This is a genomic window from Microbacterium sp. NPDC076768, from assembly GCF_040687205.1.
In the GTDB taxonomy this organism is placed as follows: domain Bacteria; phylum Actinomycetota; class Actinomycetes; order Actinomycetales; family Microbacteriaceae; genus Microbacterium.
In genome coordinates this window covers 169,549-188,417 of the sequence record NZ_JBFBMU010000001.1, presented here as the reverse complement: position 1 = coordinate 188,417, position 18,869 = coordinate 169,549, and the positions used below count along the sequence as shown (strand labels likewise).

General features: G+C 63.1%; 16 protein-coding genes. 11 read left to right on the top strand and 5 right to left on the bottom strand.

The genetic code is table 11. The annotated features are described in order from the left end of the window. Nucleotides 1-39 precede the first annotated feature (39 nt). Nucleotides 40-1,683, bottom strand: coding sequence for a phosphoglucomutase (alpha-D-glucose-1,6-bisphosphate-dependent) (gene pgm, locus AB0O87_RS01015; protein ID WP_363510830.1), 1,644 nt, complete (start codon nt 1,681-1,683; stop codon nt 40-42). A gap of 78 nt (nt 1,684-1,761) precedes the next feature. Here pgm and pheA point away from each other — a divergent pair, with 78 nt between their 5' ends. The 4 genes from pheA (at nt 1,762) to AB0O87_RS00995 (ending at nt 5,453) form a co-directional block, all read left to right on the top strand. Beyond that, on the top strand, nt 1,762-2,712 hold the full coding sequence (gene pheA, locus AB0O87_RS01010) for a prephenate dehydratase (protein ID WP_363510827.1): 951 nt from the start codon (nt 1,762-1,764) through the stop codon (nt 2,710-2,712). A 268-nt stretch (nt 2,713-2,980) separates the two neighbouring features. Further along, nucleotides 2,981-3,355, top strand: a complete 375-nt coding sequence (locus tag AB0O87_RS01005) for a hypothetical protein (RefSeq protein WP_363510824.1) — start codon at nt 2,981-2,983, stop codon at nt 3,353-3,355. Then, nucleotides 3,352-4,827, top strand: coding sequence for a hypothetical protein (locus tag AB0O87_RS01000; RefSeq protein WP_363510821.1), 1,476 nt, complete (start codon nt 3,352-3,354; stop codon nt 4,825-4,827). Before AB0O87_RS01005 ends, AB0O87_RS01000 begins: the two co-directional genes overlap by 4 nt. After that, nucleotides 4,824-5,453: an ATP-binding cassette domain-containing protein gene (locus AB0O87_RS00995; protein WP_363510818.1), complete on the top strand. Its 630-nt coding sequence runs from the start codon at nt 4,824-4,826 to the stop codon at nt 5,451-5,453. The genes AB0O87_RS01000 and AB0O87_RS00995 overlap by 4 nt, the downstream gene beginning before the upstream one ends. A 29-nt stretch (nt 5,454-5,482) precedes the next feature. Here the strand turns inward: AB0O87_RS00995 and AB0O87_RS00990 are convergent, their stop codons facing one another. Then, on the bottom strand, nt 5,483-5,692 hold the full coding sequence (locus AB0O87_RS00990; RefSeq protein WP_363510815.1) for a methyltransferase: 210 nt from the start codon (nt 5,690-5,692) through the stop codon (nt 5,483-5,485). 77 nt (nt 5,693-5,769) lie between these two features. Then, nucleotides 5,770-6,810: an LLM class flavin-dependent oxidoreductase gene (locus tag AB0O87_RS00985; RefSeq protein ID WP_363510812.1), complete on the bottom strand. Its 1,041-nt coding sequence runs from the start codon at nt 6,808-6,810 to the stop codon at nt 5,770-5,772. Between the two features lie 54 nt (nt 6,811-6,864). On the opposite strand from AB0O87_RS00985, the gene AB0O87_RS00980 reads away from it, so the two are divergent. Continuing rightward, nucleotides 6,865-8,490 (top strand): sodium:proton antiporter, encoded by a 1,626-nt coding sequence (locus tag AB0O87_RS00980; protein ID WP_363510809.1) that lies wholly within the window; start codon nt 6,865-6,867, stop codon nt 8,488-8,490. Between the two features lie 98 nt (nt 8,491-8,588). On the opposite strand, the gene AB0O87_RS00975 is transcribed toward AB0O87_RS00980, so the two are convergent. Continuing rightward, nucleotides 8,589-10,019, bottom strand: coding sequence for a dicarboxylate/amino acid:cation symporter (locus AB0O87_RS00975; protein ID WP_363510806.1), 1,431 nt, complete (start codon nt 10,017-10,019; stop codon nt 8,589-8,591). A 424-nt stretch (nt 10,020-10,443) separates the two neighbouring features. Between AB0O87_RS00975 and AB0O87_RS00970 the strand changes: the two genes are divergently transcribed. From AB0O87_RS00970 to AB0O87_RS00955, 4 genes are all read left to right on the top strand, one after another. Next, complete coding sequence (locus AB0O87_RS00970; protein ID WP_363510804.1) at nt 10,444-12,975, top strand: ATP-dependent Clp protease ATP-binding subunit; 2,532 nt, start codon at nt 10,444-10,446, stop codon at nt 12,973-12,975. A 254-nt stretch (nt 12,976-13,229) separates the two neighbouring features. After that, nucleotides 13,230-13,730, top strand: coding sequence for an amino-acid N-acetyltransferase (locus AB0O87_RS00965; RefSeq protein WP_363510801.1), 501 nt, complete (start codon nt 13,230-13,232; stop codon nt 13,728-13,730). Between the two features lie 68 nt (nt 13,731-13,798). Further along, the gene (locus AB0O87_RS00960) at nt 13,799-14,446 is read left to right on the top strand and encodes a hypothetical protein (protein ID WP_363510798.1); all 648 of its coding nucleotides are present in this window, start codon (nt 13,799-13,801) and stop codon (nt 14,444-14,446) included. Between the two features lie 334 nt (nt 14,447-14,780). Continuing rightward, nucleotides 14,781-15,188, top strand: coding sequence for a dehydrogenase (locus tag AB0O87_RS00955; RefSeq protein ID WP_363510795.1), 408 nt, complete (start codon nt 14,781-14,783; stop codon nt 15,186-15,188). Nucleotides 15,189-15,310: 122 nt separating this feature from the next. Here AB0O87_RS00955 and radA read toward each other — a convergent pair whose 3' ends face one another. Then, nucleotides 15,311-16,678 carry a DNA repair protein RadA gene (gene radA, locus AB0O87_RS00950; RefSeq protein ID WP_363510792.1) on the bottom strand — a complete coding sequence of 456 codons (1,368 nt, stop codon included), beginning with the start codon at nt 16,676-16,678 and terminating at the stop codon, nt 15,311-15,313. 100 nt (nt 16,679-16,778) lie between these two features. On the opposite strand from radA, the gene AB0O87_RS00945 reads away from it, so the two are divergent. Then, nucleotides 16,779-17,453, top strand: a complete 675-nt coding sequence (locus AB0O87_RS00945) for an ArsR family transcriptional regulator (protein ID WP_363510788.1) — start codon at nt 16,779-16,781, stop codon at nt 17,451-17,453. Next, nucleotides 17,440-18,855: a cytochrome ubiquinol oxidase subunit I gene (locus tag AB0O87_RS00940; protein WP_363510785.1), complete on the top strand. Its 1,416-nt coding sequence runs from the start codon at nt 17,440-17,442 to the stop codon at nt 18,853-18,855. Before AB0O87_RS00945 ends, AB0O87_RS00940 begins: the two co-directional genes overlap by 14 nt. Nucleotides 18,856-18,869: the final 14 nt, after the last annotated feature.

Sequence of the window (18,869 nt, the reverse complement as noted above, 5' to 3'; positions counted from 1 at the left end):
GCCAAAGCCTGCCGACTGCCGACTGCCGCCGACGAAGAATCAGCCTTCGAGCGCTGCGGAGACCACCGCACGGGCCTCCGCCTGCACCTCGGCGAGGTGCTCCGGGCCCTGCAGGCTTTCGGCGTAGAGCTTGTAGACGTCTTCGGTGCCGGAGGGGCGGGCCGCGAACCAGGCGTGCTCCGTCTGCACCTTGAGGCCGCCGATAGCTGCGCCGTTGCCTGGGGCGTGCGAAAGCTTGGCGGAGATTGCTTCACCTGCCAGCGTTGTGGCCGTTACGGCTTCCGGTGCGAGTTTGGCGAGCGTCGACTTCTGTTCCGGAGTCGCTGGGGCATCGATCCGCTGGTACGCGGAGGATCCAAACGCCTCTTCCAGCTCGGCGTACCGCTCAGATGGAGTCTTACCAGTGACGGCGATGATCTCTGCTGCCAGCAGACACAGCAAGATGCCATCTTTATCGGTGGACCACACCGAACCGTCGCGGCGCAAGAAGGAGGCACCGGCCGACTCTTCGCCGCCGAAGGCGACGGACCCGTCAAGCAGTCCAGGAACAAACCATTTGAACCCGACCGGGACTTCGAGCAGACGTCGCCCAAGCGACTCGGCGACGCGGTCGATGATCATCGACGACACCAGGGTCTTGCCGATCGCGGCGTCACGCGGCCAGTCTTGCCGATGCGAGAAGAGGTAGTCGATCGCCACAGCGAGGTAGTGGTTGGGGTTCATCAGCCCCGCGTCTGGGGTGACGATGCCGTGGCGGTCAGCGTCAGCGTCGTTGCCAGTGAGGACGTCGTATGAGCCCTTCTTCGCGACCAACGAAGCCATAGCGGAAGGGGAAGACGGATCCATCCGGATCTTCTCATCCCAGTCCAGCGTCATGAAGCGCCAGGTCGGGTCGACCTCGGGGTTTACGACGGTGAGGTCGAGGTCGTACATCTCGGCGATCAGCGCCCAGTACTCCACAGATGCGCCGCCCAGCGGGTCGGCCCCGATGCTGACACCGGCGCTGCGGATTGCGTCGATGTCGATGATCGACGGCAGATCACGCACGTAGGCATCACGGAAGTCGTAGCTGGCGATGGCATCCCAGTCGATGTCGGCGAAGCGCTCGAGCTTGACGCCTTCCAGCCCTGCCGTGATCAGGTCGTTCGCGCGGTTGGCGATCCAGCTGGTGGCATCTGTGTCTGCGGGGCCGCCGTGCGGAGGGTTGTACTTAAACCCGCCGTCACGCGGAGGGTTGTGCGAGGGAGTGACGACGATTCCGTCCGCGCGCCCAGGCGCGTCAGCGGCCATTGCGCGGTTGTGCGTCAGGATCGCGTGGCTCAGTGCGGGGGTCGGCACCCAAGAATCGCGGGAGTCGACGCGCACATCTACGCCGTTTGCGAGCAACACCTCGATAGCGCTCCGCTCTGCGGGGAGCGACAAAGCATGCGTGTCCCGCCCAAGAAAGAGGGGGCCGGTGATGCCTTGGGCTGCGCGATAGTCGACGATCGCCTGAGTGGTTGCGAGGATGTGGTTCTCGTTGAAGCTGTTCGACAGCGACGATCCGCGATGGCCGCTGGTACCAAACGCAACGCGCTCGGAGGGGACCTCCGGGTTCGGCGTACGGTCGTAGTAGGCGGCGATCAGCTCGTCGACATCAATCAGGTCAATTTCCTCCGCGGGGAGGCCAGCACGGCTGCTCATATCTTCAGTCTGCCCCCTGAAAGCCAGGATCGCATCTACGAAGTCGCTGAGAGCTTGATCGGGCCGCCGAGGGCTAAGGTGAAACCCGTGACTGAACGCCGTACCTATAGCTACTTGGGCCCTGCTGGAACCTTCACCGAGGCGGCGCTAGACCAGGTTGCAGAGGCCAGGGGGCAAGAGTGGCGCTCTGTGCACAATGTGGGCGAGGCGCTGGCTGATGTTCTTGAGGGGCGCAGCGACGCCGCGATGATCGCGATCGAGAACTCGATCGAAGGTGGCGTCTCCACCACGCAGGATGCGCTGGCGACGCTGCCCGGTCTGCGCATCATCGGCGAATATCTGGTGCGCGTGAATTTTGTGCTCGTCGCGCCCCGTGGCACCACGCTCGACCAGGTCGAGGTGATTACTGCGCACCCTGTTGCCTACGCCCAGTGCCATGGCTGGCTCGGCGCGAACCTCCCTTCCCACTCCCACGTGCCGGCGTCGAGCAATGTGGCATCCGCCATCGGGGTGCTCGACGGCACGCTTCCCGCGCAGGCGGCCATTGCCGCACCCGGCATCGTCAACCACTACGACGTCGAGGTGCTCGCCGAGGGAATCGGCGACAACGCGCAGGCTGTGACCCGCTTCGTGCTCGTCACCCGTACGACGAATCCGCCGGAGCCCACAGGGGCAGACAAGACTTCGCTGATCGTCGAACTCCCGCACGATCACCCCGGTTCGTTGCTCGAGATGCTCGAGCAGTTCTCGACGCGCGGCATCAACCTTTCGCTCATCGAGTCGCGGCCGATCGGTGACGAACTCGGCCGCTACCGTTTCGTCATCGACGCTGAGGGGCACATCGCTCACGAGCGCATGGCCGATGCGTTGCTCGGCATCCGCCGCTTCAGCCCTCGCGTCGTGTTCTTGGGCTCATACCCGCGCGCTGATCACCAGGTCGTGCAATACCCAGAGCGCTACTCCGACGACGTATTCGTCGAAGCCCGCGACTGGCTGCGTGGCATCCTCTCCGGCGAGCCAGAAGTCTGACGCTGCACCCGCTGGCTCGGGTATCTTTTGCGACTTTTTGCTAGAGATCGGCCGTCCACTGGTGCAGCCAAGTGAGGCGCGATAACGTCGACCCACTGTCGGTCGGAAGATGCGGAGACGCCGGAGACGCCGGCGACGAAGGACCGTACGTCAGCTGATCGATGTCGCATCGCCACGATTCCTGTCGGCGCAGTTGCGCTGGTCTACCTAGGGCGGTGGTGACATCAAAGAGACGCACCGTCGTCTAGCGCTTGTACGCGCAGTTCCTGTGCTGGCGACTGTCGCGCTCGTCGTCTCGGGTTTGGTCGGGCTCGTAGTCAGCGGCTCCAACCTGCTCGGAGCGCCCGCCGAGACATTCGAGATACTGCGAGTCCTTCGGAGTATCTGCGCTATTGGAATGATCGTTATCGCGATGCTTGTCGTGCCGTTCCTGTGGAGGCCTCAACTGTTGCCAGCGATCGCAGTTTCACTGTTCGCGGCGGGCATGGTGGTGGCGGCGATGCTCGCAATCTTCCTTCGTGATGAGCCTTTGCTTTGGATGCCGGCGGTCACAGCGGGGCTGTGTGCAATTTCGGCGATCGTGCAACTGAACGTCTCTTACACGGCTCGTGAGAACCGTGCGCGCACACGGAACGCACCGTGACGGCGGCAGTCGAGGTTCTTCCGGTCGTTCCCGAACGTCGCAAGGTGCAATGGCGTGCGCTCCGTGTCGTCATCGGGTACGAAACGACAATGTGGGCTCGCGAGAATGGGCTATTGGAGAATGCACGCTCCACATTCGGGCTCCTGATTACGGTCGTGAGCGCGGGCGCGGCCGCGCTCCTGTTTTTTGGATTCTGCACGGCAATTCTGGCTGTGATCATGCCCGACACTGTTGCGGCCGTTGCCGGGCCCACCGTTCTTTTATGTCAACTCGTTGTCTTGGCGACGGCGCTCGGAGCCACATCGGCGAGCTCGCGCGCGCACGCACAAGTTTCCCCATATCGTCGGCTCTACGGTGACGCTTTGCGAGTGCCGCAACCCTACGTCGTCTTTGTGCGCGGTCAGCTTCTTCCGCTCGTGCGCATTGCCGCGGTGACGGTCACCGCGCTCATTCTGTGTGTCCTGACCGATCCGTTGCCGACGCTTCTCCCCGCTACCCTGCTGTTGAGCGCTACAGCGATGGTTGTTGTAGTGAAAATCGTCCCTGTAACTCCTGGATCGATGAGGCTCGGTGCAGGCGTCGTCGTCATGGCAGTGCTCGGCGGCATCTTGCTCGGGGTGACGCTAAATGCACTGGCGCGTATCTGGCAGGATCCGGCTCTCGATCTGGATTGGTTCATCTCGATGTCGCAGACGCTGCGACAGACTGCCGAATTCGCACCGTTGGGCGGAATAGCTCTCCTCATCGGTGTGGGCGCAGTCGCGATCCTCGCCTCTCGTCGCACGGAAGCAGCCCGATCTCAAAGTCGAATCGCAAGTACCTGGCTGAGCGCCTTTCTCTTGATGACGACACGAGGGATCGGACGCGGTTCTGTCATGCTGTTGCGCACCGCCAAGCCGCTCGCCGCAACTGTCGGCGCCTTTGCTATCGCCGCGGCCATTGCGCCGGAAGTTCTTGTCGAAGAGCCCTCCATGGCGATCGCTATTCGTGCCTTGCCCCTCGTCGTCGCAACGATCGTCGTGGCTTCCTTGTCGTCGTTCTTCGCCCCGCTTCATGTGCAACCAATGCTCAATCTTGTTGCGAGGAGCAGCGCGGGATCGGTGAACGCGGCCATCAGGGCGTACGTGCTCGTCGTTGCATTGTGGGTCGTGCCCGCACCACTGACCGTTGCAATTGCTTCGGCTGCGCTGACGGGTGACGTGAGCATTGGTCTCGTCGGGCTCGTCACATCGCTGGGCGCGATCGCTGGGTTGCTCCTGGGATCGCTGGCGGACCGTTTCGCGCTACGCCTTCCCGACGGGACCGTCGAGCTTAGCCTGTGGGGCCACACGCTAACCGGACTCGTTCCGGCACTAGTGACCGTTCCTGCCATAGCGTGGGGAAGCTGGGGAATCCTGTCGGCGTTTGGAGCTGTCGTGCTTGCTCTAACCGCAAGCGCATTCCTCTTGACTCGTAGAGTGCGCCCACTATGAGCGTGCCGATGATGTCCCTCGACGCGGTGACGGCCGGATACGGTCGCGCAGCTGATGCCCTCCATGGAGTCAGCGTCGAGTTCTTTCAGGGGGTGACCTTGATCACAGGCCCAAACGGCAGTGGAAAGTCGACACTGCTCGAAGTTCTCGCCTCAAACGTGCTTCCGCGTGCCGGTGTCGCGAAGATCGGCTCCAGCTCGGTATTGACAGCGCAGACGAGGATGCTGAGAAACTACGTGCCTCACGAAGTCGGTCTCATTCCGGCATTGACCTTGCGTGAGCATTTGCTTCTTGCAGCGCCAGCGGACGACGCTGATGCGGTTGCCACTGAGGTCAAGCAGTGGGGTCTTGACGAGTGGGTCGACGCGCCAACTGAGAACCTCTCTACCGGGAATCGACGCAAGGCCTGGCTGTTGGTGTGCCTTCTCGATCGCACCGACTGCATTTTGCTCGATGAGCCATTCAATGGGCTGGACGCAGATTCTGTCGAGCATTTAACGATGTGCATTCGCGAATGGATCGCGTGCGGTTCTGCGGTTGTGCTGGCGTCCCACACCATGCCATCGCTGATCGAGACATTAAAGCCGCGGGTTCTGCATATGCGGGAGGGGAGAGTCGATGAATAACGAGATACACGGACTCCTTCGCGCGATCCCTAGTGCTCTTGGAATCGGGGCCAGTCACTGCCCGCTGGCAACCGAGAATGCAACGCGCCCTTGGCTGCGGCCAGGCTGGGGAAGGGCCCGGTTGAGTGGTCGGCACCTGCCATGGTGACCGTATATCCGGCCTTGTCATGGCGAATACTCCCGACCACTCCATTGCGCCCATACGCCACCCAGAGGGCGAGAGTCTTGGTGGTGCTCATCGTTGAACTCCTTCCACTGCACGTCACTAATCGTGACGCTACCCCTGCGACGACAAGAAATCCAGAAGCGACGCGGTTCAGAGAGCGGCAGCGATGAGTTCTAGAGTCTGGGCACGGCCGCTGGGCACAGCTTTCGGCTCGGATTCGTAGGCACCGGCGACGGGGGACAGCATGACCTCTTCGACGCCATAGCGGTCGGCGAAAGCTCGCACTTCGGCGGCAACGCTCTCGCCTGTGCCCGCGAACCAGCGGGATCGCGCAGCCTGCACGACCTCGTCCGTTGCCGGGTCTGTGGGGGCGGCCGCTGCCTGCTCCACCGTCTCAAGAACGGAGAGCGGCTGGTTGAGTCGCAAGCGCGCCATCATCCGCAGCTGAGGCAGAGCGCGCGCTTCGGCTTCTTCTTGCGTGGGCGCCGCCACCGCGTTCACCGTGAGGAACGTGCGCGGCTCCGGGTGCTCTTCGCTCGGGCGGTAGCCGGTGCGGTAGAGATCGAGAGCGCGCTCCAGCCCGTGACCCGAGAAGTGATTCGCGAACACATACGGCAGGCCGTTCGATGCCGCGAGCTGGGCTGAGTAATCGCTGGAGCCGAGGAGCCACACATCGGGCGTGCTGTGCGCTGCCGGCGTCGCGCGCACGGTGTACTCGCCCCCGGAGGTGAAACGCAGGTTGGCACCCTCGCCAGAAAGCAGCGCGGCGATGTCTTGCACGTGCCGAGGGAACTGCTCAACGTCGCTTGTCGTGCCAGAACCGCGCAAAAGCTGAGTGATGACGGGGTCGCTTCCCGGTGCTCGGCCGAGACCCAAATCGATGCGGCCAGGGGCGATGGCTTCGAGGGCAGCGAACTGCTCCGCGACGATCAACGGTGCGTGATTGGGCAGCATCACGCCACCGGATCCAAGGCGCAGGCGTGTGGTTCTGGTCGCCGCAGCGGCGATCAGCACAGGAGGAGTCGTCGACGCGACCGACGGCATGTTGTGATGCTCGGCGAACCAGTAGCGGCGATAGCCGAGACGGTCCGCCGTCTCCGCAAGAGCAAGCGAGGCTGCGATCGCCTCTGCACTGGTCTGGCCGGTTCGTACCGGAACGAGATCGAGGACGGAGAGCGCTGTATCTGACATCCCCTGCCACAACGCGATATGAGGTCGCAACATTCCCCCGCTAGCGTTGGGGGAATGGAAGCAGGCATTTTCTACGTTCTTGTCGGGTCGGTCGCTGTGGCCGCGTTCGCCCGCTCTCGAGGATGGCCTGCGCCCCTGCTCGTGACGGTCGTGGCGCTCGCCGCGTCGTTCCTGCCGCTTGTGCCAGACGTTGACGTCGATGGGCACCTGCTTCTCAGTCTTGTATTGCCACCCCTGTTGTACTCGGCGGCACTTGAGGTCTCATTTGTGGGCTTCAAGCGCAGCCTCCCGCAGATTCGCAACCTCGGAATCTGGTTGGTGTTGCTCACCGCGCTTGCGGTCGGCTTCGTCGCCTGGTGGATGCTGCCATCGCTGACCCTGCCCGGCGCCCTCTTGCTGGGGGCGATCGTGGCCCCGCCTGACGCGGTATCTGCGGCGGCGATCGGACGCCGACTCGGGCTTCCTCGGCGCATCATGACTGTGCTCTCGGGAGAGAGCCTCATCAACGACGCCACTTCCCTCACGCTCTACCGCGTTTTCGCCGCGATTCTGGCTGGCGCGACCGTCTCCGTCTGGGGTGGTGTGGGGCAGTTCCTGCTGGCGGTCGCAGTGGGGGTGGGGGTCGGGCTCATTTTCGGTCTCGTGCTGCATCAGATGCGCATGCGCATCAACGATGCTGTTGTGATCGGTACCTTCGGTCTCTTGGCTCCGTTTGGCGCGTATGCGATTGCCGAGCACCTGTACGGATCGGGCGTTCTGGCCGTCGTCGCAATGGGGCTCTATGTCGGTTACAACTCGCCACGCACCGACTACACGACGCGTCAGCAGGAGAAGCCGCTGTGGCTCTCGGCGGACCTACTGCTGGAGAGCTTCGTGTTCGCCTACATCGGGTTGCAGTTCCCGCGCGTCCTCAGCGATCTGACCAGCGAATCCGTCCCACGCATCCTGGCGCTGTCTGGTGTGGTGCTCTTGGTGGTACTGGTCGTCCGTCCGCTGTTCATCTACCCCGTCAGCGCGTGGTCGAGGTTCCGGCGCACGCACCTCTCGAGAAAGCACTCTTCAGACCAAGAGCTCACCTGGAAAGACAACGCAGTCATCTCCTGGGCGGGGATGCGCGGGGTCGTTACGCTCGCCACAGCGGTAGCTGCCGCAGACCTGGCGGCACTCGGGTCGCAGGCCTCCCATGCCATCGTCGTCGTCGCGTTCATCGTCACCGTCGGCACGTTGCTGCTGCAGGGACTCACCCTGCCGCTGCTCATCCGAGGGCTCGGCATCGTCAGCGTCACAGACGAGAAAGAAGACGAAGAAGCGCTCGCCGCGCTCAGACGCAAGAGTCGCAAAGCCGGGAAGGCGTTCCTCGATCAAAAGCGCGTCGAATGGGAAGCGAAGTACGGGGAGTCCGAGCTCAGCGTGTTCGATGCGTTCACAAAACGAGTCACGCGTGTCGAGAAAGACACCGACGAGGTGCAGAAAGTGGAGGACACCGCTACGCGTCCGTCGTTGGATGACCTCCTTGCCCTGTCGAAAGGGTGGTTGCATGTGCGACGCGAAGTTCTCCTCGCCGAGCGTGATGCGGGAAACCTTGATGAAGAGGTGATGCGCGAACTGATCGCGGCAATGGACGCAGAAGAGCTCGCCCTCGACACCAGGGGAGCTGTGCGTCCGCCGAGCCGAGCCTGAGCGCTCGTTCCGCAGAGTGAGCAACGACAGAGCGCCTCGCCCGTGTGGGCGAGGCGCTCTGTCGTTGCGAGACGGTCTTCGTGAGACCGCGAAGTAGATCAGCGTGCGCCGACCGGCTCCTTGTCGTTGAGGGCATCCGTCTCCGGTGCGTCCTCGTCGTCGTCTCCTGAGTCATCAGCGAAAGGCAGACCTTCACGCGGAGCGTTGTAGAGCTCTTCGTTCAGAATGCCTTCGCGCTTGGCGACGATGGTCGGCACGAGCGCCTGACCAGCGACGTTGACCGCCGTGCGGCCCATGTCGAGGATCGGATCGATCGCGAGGAGCAGTCCGACGCCTTCCAGCGGCAACCCGAGGGTCGACAGTGTGAGCGTGAGCATGACCACGGCTCCGGTGGTGCCTGCGGTGGCGGCGGAACCGACGACCGAAACGATCACGATGAGCAGGTACTGCACAAAGCTCAGCTCCAGGCCGAAGAACTGTGCGACGAAGATCGCCGCGATGGCCGGGTAGATTGCCGCGCAACCATCCATCTTCGTGGTTGCACCCAGCGGCACAGCGAACGAGGCGTACGAGCGGGGCACGCCGAGGTTGCGCTCCGTGACGCGCTCGGTGAGGGGCAACGTGCCGATCGAGGAGCGGCTGACGAAGCCCATCTGCACCGCAGGCCAGACGCCGGAGAAGTACTGCTTGATCGACAGCCCGTGTGCGCGCACAAGAATCGGGTAGACAACGAACAGCACGATGGCGAGGCCGATGTATACGGCTCCAGCGAACCAGCCGAGCGAGGCGAGCTTTTCCCAGCCGTACTTGATCACGGCAGATCCGATGAGGCCGAAGGTGCCGAGCGGGGCGATGCGGATGATCCACCACAGCACGCGCTGGATAACCTTCAGCAGCGACTCGGTGAAGATGAGGAACGGTTCTGCCTTCTTGCCAGCTTTGAGGGCAGCGATGCCGACGACGGCAGCGACCACAATCACCTGCAAGATGTTGAATCCGACGTTGGAGCTGAAGGCACCCTCGGTTGCCCCTGCGGATGTGCTGACGGTCAGGCCGAGGAAGTTCTGCGGGATCAGGCCCAGCAAGAAGTTCCACCAGGTGCCGACGGCGTAGGGGTCGCCCGGTTCGAGACCTTCACCGGCGCGGTTGCCCGGCTGGATCAGCAGACCGAGGCCGATACCGATGGTGACCGCGATGAACGCGGTGATCGCGAACCACAGGATCGTCTGTCCGGCGAGACGCGCGGCGTTCTGCACGCGGCGCAGGTTCGAGATGCTGGCGACGATGGCGGTGAAGATCAGCGGAACGACGGCGGCGCGCAGCAACGTGACGTACGAGCTGCCGATCGTGTCGAGCGTCGCGGAGAGCGGGGTCGGGTTCGTCGCAGTGGCGCCCATCTGGCGTCCGATCAAACCGGCGGCGATGCCGAGGATGAGAGCGGCCAGGATTTGGAAGCCGAACGAAGTCAGCAGCTTCCGAACAGGGCCGCGAGTATCAGGCGCTTTTTGCGCGCGTGCGGTAGTGCTCATTGGGGGGACTCCAGAGTAGGGGCAGGGGATATATCGCTGTATTCGTCAACGCTAGGCCCGCATTTTCATTCCCACCCGCTTATAACGAACCATGACGCCCCTCCATCCCGCCCCCTCCATCCCGCCCCCTCCATCCCCCGTCCCGCTCCCGCGCCCCATGATTCTGCTCCCGTCGCACTTTCTGTCGCCCGCGCACGCTTTGGGCGACAGAAAGTGCGACGGGAGCGAAATGGATGGAGGGACGGATGATGGAGGGACGGATGGCGGAGTGACGGAGGGAGGGACGGATGGTGGAGGGACGGGGGATGGGAGGGGGAGCGGGTATGCCCAGGGCGAACACGGGCATACGGGCTCGATGTGGTGGTTACTCTCGATGTACAAGCGCTTCACGCGTCTTCGCCCCGTGCGAATAAGGAGTCACAGCATGTTCGAGAGATTCACGGACCGAGCCCGTCGAGTGGTCGTCCTCGCCCAAGAAGAGGCGAAGATGCTCAACCACAACTACATCGGAACCGAGCACATCCTGCTCGGTCTCATTCACGAGGGCGAAGGTGTCGCAGCCAAGGCGCTCGAAAGCCTTGGCATCTCCCTTGACGCCGTGCGCGAGCAGGTGCAGGACATCATCGGTCAGGGTCAGCAGCAGCCGACCGGCCACATTCCCTTCACCCCTCGTGCCAAGAAGGTGCTTGAGCTGAGCCTCCGCGAGGCCCTTCAGCTCGGCCACAACTACATCGGCACCGAGCACATTCTGCTCGGCCTCATTCGTGAGGGTGAAGGCGTCGCCGCTCAGGTGCTCGTCAAGCTCGGCGCCGACCTCAACAAGGTGCGCCAGCAGGTTATCCAGCTTCTTTCGGGTGCTCCTGGACGCGAGCCGGCCTCTGTCGGCGCGCAGACCAACGACTCCCCGGCTGGCACCCAGGGCGGTTCGGCTGTGCTCGACCAGTTCGGTCGCAACCTCACCCAGGCGGCGCGCGACAACAAGCTCGACCCGGTGATCGGGCGCGAGAAGGAGGCGGAGCGGGTCATGCAGATCCTGTCCCGCCGCTCCAAGAACAACCCTGTGCTGATCGGTGAGCCCGGCGTCGGCAAGACCGCCGTCGTCGAGGGCCTTGCCCAGGCGATCGTCAAGGGCGATGTCCCCGAGACGCTGAAAGACAAGCAGCTCTACTCGCTTGACCTCGGCTCGCTCATTGCGGGTTCTCGCTACCGCGGTGACTTCGAAGAGCGTCTGAAGAAGGTCACCAAGGAGATCCGCACGCGTGGCGACATCATCGTCTTCATCGACGAGATCCACACCCTCGTGGGCGCGGGGGCCGCAGAGGGCGCTATCGACGCGGCCAGCATCCTGAAGCCGCTCCTCGCACGCGGCGAGCTGCAGACGATCGGTGCCACCACCCTCGACGAGTACCGCAAGCACTTCGAGAAGGATGCTGCGCTGGAGCGCCGCTTCCAGCCGGTGCAGGTTAACGAGCCGACGCTGCCCCACGCGATCAACATCCTCAAGGGCCTGCGCGACCGGTACGAGGCGCATCACAAGGTGCAGATCACGGATGGCGCCATCGTGGCAGCGGCGAACCTCGCCGACCGCTACGTTGCTGACCGTTTCCTTCCAGACAAGGCCATCGACCTGATCGATGAAGCTGGCGCTCGTCTGCGTCTGTCGATCCTGTCGAGCCCGCCTGAACTGCGCGAATTCGACGAGAAGATCGCTGCTGTGCGCGAGCAGAAAGAAGTTGCCTCGGAGGAGCAGGACTTCGAGAAGGCCGCCTCTCTCCGCGACGAGGAGAAGAGCCTGCTCGCTGAGCGTCTTCGCCTAGAGAAGCAGTGGCGTGCCGGCGATGTCGCCACCTCTGCTGTTGTGGACGAAGGGCTGATCGCCGAGGTGCTCGCACAGGCCACCGGCATCCCGGTCTTCAAGCTCACCGAAGAAGAATCCAGCCGCCTCGTCTTCATGGAGAAGGCGCTGCACCAGCGCGTTATCGGACAGGAAGAGGCAATCGCTGCTCTTTCAAAGACGATCCGTCGCCAGCGTGCTGGCCTCAAGGACCCGAAGCGTCCCTCCGGTTCGTTCATCTTCGCCGGCCCCACTGGTGTCGGAAAGACGGAGCTTGCCAAGGCGCTCGCCGAGTTCTTGTTCGACGATGAAGCTGCCCTGATTTCGCTCGACATGAGTGAGTTCGGCGAGAAGCACACCGTTTCGCGTCTGTTCGGAGCCCCTCCCGGATTCGTCGGATTCGAAGAGGGCGGACAGCTCACCGAGAAGGTGCGTCGCAAGCCGTTCAGCGTGGTGCTCTTCGACGAGATCGAGAAGGCCCACCCCGACATCTTCAACTCGCTGTTGCAGATTCTCGAAGAGGGTCGTCTCACCGATGGTCAGGGTCGAATCGTCGACTTCAAGAACACGGTCATCATCATGACGACAAACCTCGGTGCACGCGACATCGCTGGCGGACCTGTGGGCTTCCAGGTGGAGGGCAACGACTCCACCAGCTACAACCGCATGAAGGGCAAGGTGAACGACGAGCTCAAGCGGCACTTCAAGCCTGAGTTCCTCAACCGTGTCGACGACATCATCGTGTTCCCGCAGCTCTCCAAGACGGAGCTGGTGCAGATCGTGGATCTGTTCACCAAGCGCCTCAGCGAGCGTCTGCTGGACCGCGACATGACGATCGAGCTGTCGCAGCCTGCGAAGGAACGACTCATCGAGATCGGCTTCGACCCGGCGCTGGGCGCCCGCCCGCTGCGTCGCGCGATGCAGCAGCAGATCGAAGACCGCCTGTCGGAGAAGATCTTGCACGGCGAGCTGAACCCTGGCGACCACGTGAAGGTGGACGCGAAGGACGGCGACTTCGTGTTCGAGCACGGTCCGCGCGGCGAGAAGGTCGCGGTCGGCATCAACACCGGCGGCGGCGCGATCTCCGGCACACCCGACCTCGCGATCACGAACGGCGAGTAACCCTTCGACAGGCTCAGGGACCACGGGTTGCTGAGCGGCCACGGTGGGTTGCTGAGCTTGTCGAAGCAGCTCGGCCCTTCGACAGGCTCAGGGACCTCGGGTTGCTGAGCGGCCACGTTGGGTTGCTGAGCGGCCACGGTGGGTTGCTGAGCTTGTCGAAGCATGGAACTGAAAGAGGCGGATGCTCCGGCATCCGCCTCTTTCCTGTGTTTGGCACAGGTGCGATGGGGGGTGCGGGTTCTAGGCTGGATCCCGTGAGCGAGTACATCGTACGGCCGGCGCGCAGCGCCGACATTGTCAGCATCCGCAATCTGCTGCAGCCGCTGGTGGAACAGCGCATCCTGCTGGGTAAAGACCTGGCGGTGTTGTACGGCGCGGTGCAAGAGTTTGTGGTCGCAGAAGCCGATGGGGTGCTGATCGGGTGCGGTGCGCTGCACGTCATCTGGGAAGACCTCGGAGAGGTGCGCACGCTTTTCGTGCACCCGGATTGGCTGCACCATGGCATCGGGCGGGCGATCGTCGACCGCCTCGAAGACAACGCGAAGATGCTCGGATTGTCCCGGCTTTTCTGCCTCACGTTCGAGGTGGCGTTCTTTACCCGTCGTGGCTTTACGCCGATTGGTGAGCAGGTCGTCGATCCAGATGTGTACTCTCAGCTTCTGCGCAGCGGCGATGCTGGTGTCGAAGAGTTTCTTGATCTCGCGCACGTCAAACCCAACACTCTCGGAAACACGCGCATGCTGAAGGTGCTCTGAGCGCGGCGCAAACTGAGACAGGGCTCAATCTCCCAGGGTGCGGGACGCGAATCGCTTAGCCTGGAGGTATGTCCCGTCGTCCCTCAGCAGCCGTCTACCGCCGACGGCGATTGGTTGTCATTGGTGGACTCGTCCTCTTGCTGGTCGCAATTGGCGTGGGTGCCTGGCTTCTCATTGCCAAGTCAGGGTCTGCTGCCGAGACGTCGCCAAGCCCGTCGGCCTCAGCAACGTCTTCGCCCGCACCCACTTCGACCGACAGTGCCGAATCTCCGGAGCCGAGCCCTTCTGCCGCTGAGACTCCGACTGTCGCAGCTTGTGCGGCGAAAGACATCGACGTCGTGGCCGTGACCGATGCGCAGACATACGCTGCGGGAGTGCTGCCGAAACTCTCGATTTCGCTGACGAACAACGGCGCGAACGACTGCACGATCGACGTGGGTTCGACCACTCAGGTGTTTACGGTTTCCAGTGGATCTGACGTGTGGTGGCGATCGACCGATTGCCAAGAGAACCCCAGCAGCATGATCGCCACTCTGGCGGCGGGGACCACCGTGACCAGCAAAGATCCGGTCACCTGGGATCGCACCCGCTCGAGCGTGGAGACGTGTGACCAGGAAAATCGACAGCGCGCGCCAGGCGGAGGAGCGTCGTACCACGTTGAGGTGTCGATCGGTGGGTTCACCAGCCTCTCGACGGCACAGATTCTGTTGTATTAACCCTGCAGACTTCGAAGGAATTTAGACAATTCGCTTGCGAAAATCCCCGCAGAAGCGGGTCAGACAGAAGAAACGCCGAGAGCGACAAGATCTTTTGTAAGTAGTGCTGACACCACCATTTATTGGGATACCATTATGGTGACTCTCCATATAGAGTGGCACAAGCCATCCCCAGTGGCGTCGTATTACAGCGTCCCCAGCGCTTCGACATCGTCGCTCGAGAGTCCGAGGGCCCTCTCGAGTACCCCAGTCCCCAATGTGGGACTCGAGAGGGCCCCGATCGTCTCCCCATCGGGGTGAAGCGCGAGACCCTGCACCTGCATAAGCTGGATGCATGGCAAAAAAGGCAAAGCCCGCGAAGAAGAAGCCCGCACCGGAAGACTTCCGATCGGATGCTCTGGCTCAGGCCCTGGAGAAGCAGGATGTCGCCGCCGTCGCTTTGGCCTTGCGTAACGGCATCACCGTTGTTCCGCTGATTAGCCCAGGCACACGAGACAACCCTCTCGACAGTGGCGAGGTTTGGACCTATCGCGACCCGAACAGTGGAGATCTCGCTCTGCTGCTCTTCAGTGACGCAAAGAACAAGCCAACGAACCTGCCACCCGATGTCGGTATCTACACCGCGGACTGGCTGCGGACATTCCTCGCCACGTACCCGATCACGACCGTGTTTCTCGACATCGCCGGTCCGCATCCGATGCAGGCCGAACCGACCGAGCTTCTGAAGGCGCTCGACGCCTGACCTTTAGGCCTTCGGCCCTTCGACAAGCTCAGGGACCGAGGGGTGACCCTTCGACAAGCTCAGGGACCGAGGGGTGACCCTTCGACAAGCTCAGGGGCCCTGAGCCTGTCGAAGGGGCGGGGTTAGAAGGGTGGGATGTCGCGGTCGGAACGACGGGATGTGTTGCGGGCGCGCACGTCGCCAAGCGCGGCGCGGAGAGTCTTCGAACGGTCGTCTACCACCTGCTCGTAACCGAGGCGGGATGCTTCGGAGCGGCGTTGTGCTGCCTGCGTCACCGGACGAATCTCTCCCGCCAGGCTCAGCTCGCCGACTGCCGCGATCGTGCGCGGCACGGAGAACTGCTGGATGGAGCCTGCAACGGCGACGGCGATAGCCAAATCGGCCGCTGGCTCGGTGAAGCGCACGCCACCCACTGTCGACACGTAGACGTCGAGCGTGCCAGTGGGGATTCCCGCGCGGCGCTCGAGAATTGCCAACACCATCGCCACGCGCGACGAGTCGAGGCCGTTGACGATGCGGCGCGGATTTGGGGCATTGCTGGGCACCGTCAACGCCTGCACCTCAACCGGAAGAGCGCGTCGGCCCTCCAGCGAGATCGCGACGCAGGTACCAGGCTCCGTCGCGCCCTGTGAGAGGAAGAGCCCTGAAGGGTCTGGCACTTCGGCGATACCGTCGCCTGTCATCTCGAAGCACCCAACCTCGTCCGTCGGGCCGAAGCGGTTCTTCAGCGCGCGGATGAAGCGGAGGGATGTCTGCCGGTCGCCCTCGAAATGACAGACGACATCGACCAGGTGCTCGAGCACCCTGGGGCCGGCGACCTGGCCATCTTTCGTGACGTGTCCGACGAGGATGATCGGCAGATCCCGTTCTTTCGCAATGCGGATGAGGGTCGCCGCCACTTCGCGTACCTGGCTCGGTTGCCCGGCAGCGCCGTCGATCAACGAAGACGACACGGTCTGCACGGAGTCGACGATAACGAGCTGCGGCTTCACTTCATCGATGTGGCCGAGGATAGTTGCCAGGTCAGTTTCGCTCGCCAGATAAAGCTCGTCATGGAGCCCGCCGGTGCGCTCTGCCCGCAGTCGCACTTGACCAGGCGACTCTTCGGCGCTCGCGTACAGCACGCGTCGCCCGCCGCGCGCGGCTTGCGCTGCGACCTCCAACAGCAAAGTCGATTTGCCCACGCCAGGTTCGCCGCTGAGCAAAATGGCGGCACCGGGCACGATGCCGCCGCCGAGCACCCGGTCGAACTCGCCGACCCCGCTGGTGCGGCGCGGAGCATCTTGCGTGGTGATCTGAGTAATCGGCCGCGCGGCTCGATCTGCCGTGGGGGCGACGGAGCCCACACGGCGAAGGATGCCCGTCTGTGCCGCTTGTTCTTGCACAGTGCCCCACTGCTGGCACTCGCCACAGCGGCCCACCCATTTGGCGGTGGTCCATCCGCATTCCGTGCACACGTACGCAGGGGGAGCGGGTTTTCGGGTGGCCATACTCTCAGGCTATCGCCGGCATCAGACATCTCTATGAGCCAAGTGTTTATTCACGGCCGATCCCGTCGGTAAACGATCCCGCGAGCGAGATACTGGAATCATGGCCAACGGCGGGCCCGTCTGCGGGCCGATCTCGAGCTACTCCCGGGTGCAGATTCTGCACTTGCTCTTCGAAGCGGGGCAATCGGAGACCCGTGCCCCCCGATCGATCGGCGAACTCTGTGAGGCCACGGGCCTTCACCCCAATACGGTTCGCGAACACTTGCAACGCTTGATCGAAGGTGGGTACGTGATCCCGTCGATCGAGCACCGCACCACCAGGGGCCGCCCCCGCACGCTGTACAGCGCTGCGACCGGCGCGCCGGGTGCGTCGAGTGCCGTTGCACGAGACAAAGCGCAGGCAGCGGCGCGTCGAGGAGACCTCATGAGGAGCATGCTCCCCGAGGCGGCGTCTGATCTTGGCCGCGAGGCGACCTATCAGCTCGATGCGCTCGTCGAGCACCTCGAAGAGAGCGGCTTCGAGCCGGTGGTCGACGACGCACGCCTCACCGTGGATCTCAGCCCGTGCCCCCACGCGGCCAGCCGTTCCGAAGACCGACCCCTTCTGTGCCGAGTGCACCTCGAACTCATGCAAGGCGTGCTGACTGCGGCAGGCGGACCACTCGAAGCCGAGTGCGTCCAAGATGCAGCGCTCGCCTCCGACTGCACAGTGCAGTTGCGCGATACCTCGAACCAGTCGCCGCATAGAACAGGAGCCGTGCATGGAATGGCTTGATCCGCTCGCTCTCGCCCGATGGCAATTCGGGCTGACGACCGTCTACCACTACCTTTTCGTGCCCTTGACGATCGGTATGGCGCTTGTTGCCGCCATCTTCCAGACCGCTTGGGTGCGCACGGCCAAGGTGCAGTACCTGCACCTGACACGGTTCTTCGGCAAGATCTTCCTCATCAACTTTGCGATGGGCGTTGTTACCGGCATCGTGCAGGAGTTCCAGTTCGGCATGAACTGGTCGGACTACTCCCGCTTCGTCGGTGATGTGTTTGGTGCCCCGCTCGCCTTTGAGGGGCTGCTGGCGTTCTTCTTCGAAGCGACGTTCATCGGACTGTGGATCTTCGGATGGGACAAGCTTCCGCAGAAGCTGCACCTCGCCACCATCTGGTGTGTGGCAATCGGGAGCACGCTCTCTGCCTACTTCATCATCGCCGCCAACGCGTTTATGCAGAACCCGGTCGGGTACGTCTTCAACCCTGAAACCAACAGGGCAGAGCTGACCGACTTTTGGGCGTTGCTGACCAACCCCGTTGCGCTCGCCGCTTTCCCGCACACCATCTTCGGCGCGTTCATGTTTGCCGCTGGTGTTGTGATCTCGGTCTCGGCCTGGCACCTCTCCCGGGGGCAGCACTTCGACACGATGCGCATCTCGCTGAAGTTCGGGCTGTGGGCGATGATCTTCTCGACCGCCGGAGTGGTCCTCACCGGAGACCAGCTCGGCCTCGCGATGTACGCCGCTCAGCCGATGAAGATGGCGGCAGCGGAGGCGACCTTCAACACGGTCTGTGGGGCCGACGCGTCGTTCAGTATCTTTACGCTGGGCACGCCGGACGGCAGCTCTGAGCTGTTCTCCATCCGCGTTCCCTACCTGCTGTCGCTGCTTTCTACCCACACACTTGACGCGTGTGTGCACGGTATCAACGACCTGAACGCCGAGTACGCCCAGACGTATGCCGCCACCGGCATGACCGACTTCGCGCCAATCCTCTGGGTCACCTACTGGGCGTTCCGCTGGATGATCGGCCTCGGAATCGCCGCAGCGCTCGTCGCTGTCGTTGGTCTCTGGATCACGCGCAAGGGTGCCAAGAAGGCTCCCGCTCCGTGGATGTGGAAGATTGCGATCTGGTCGTTCCCGCTCGCGCTCGGTGCCAACATCATGGGCTGGGTCTTCACCGAAATGGGCAGGCAGCCGTGGATCGTATTCGGTTTGATGACCACACAAGACGGTGTCTCACCGGGGGTGAGTGGCCTCGAAGTGCTCATCTCGCTCATAGCGTTCACCGCCATCTACGCAGCTCTCGCCGTGGTGGAGATTCGCCTCATCATCCGGGCCGCGCAGAAGGGCCCTGACACCGAAGAGCAACCGCACGATGAGACGGCGCAGCTGCCGTCGGTCGTTTACTGAGAGGGAGGAGCATC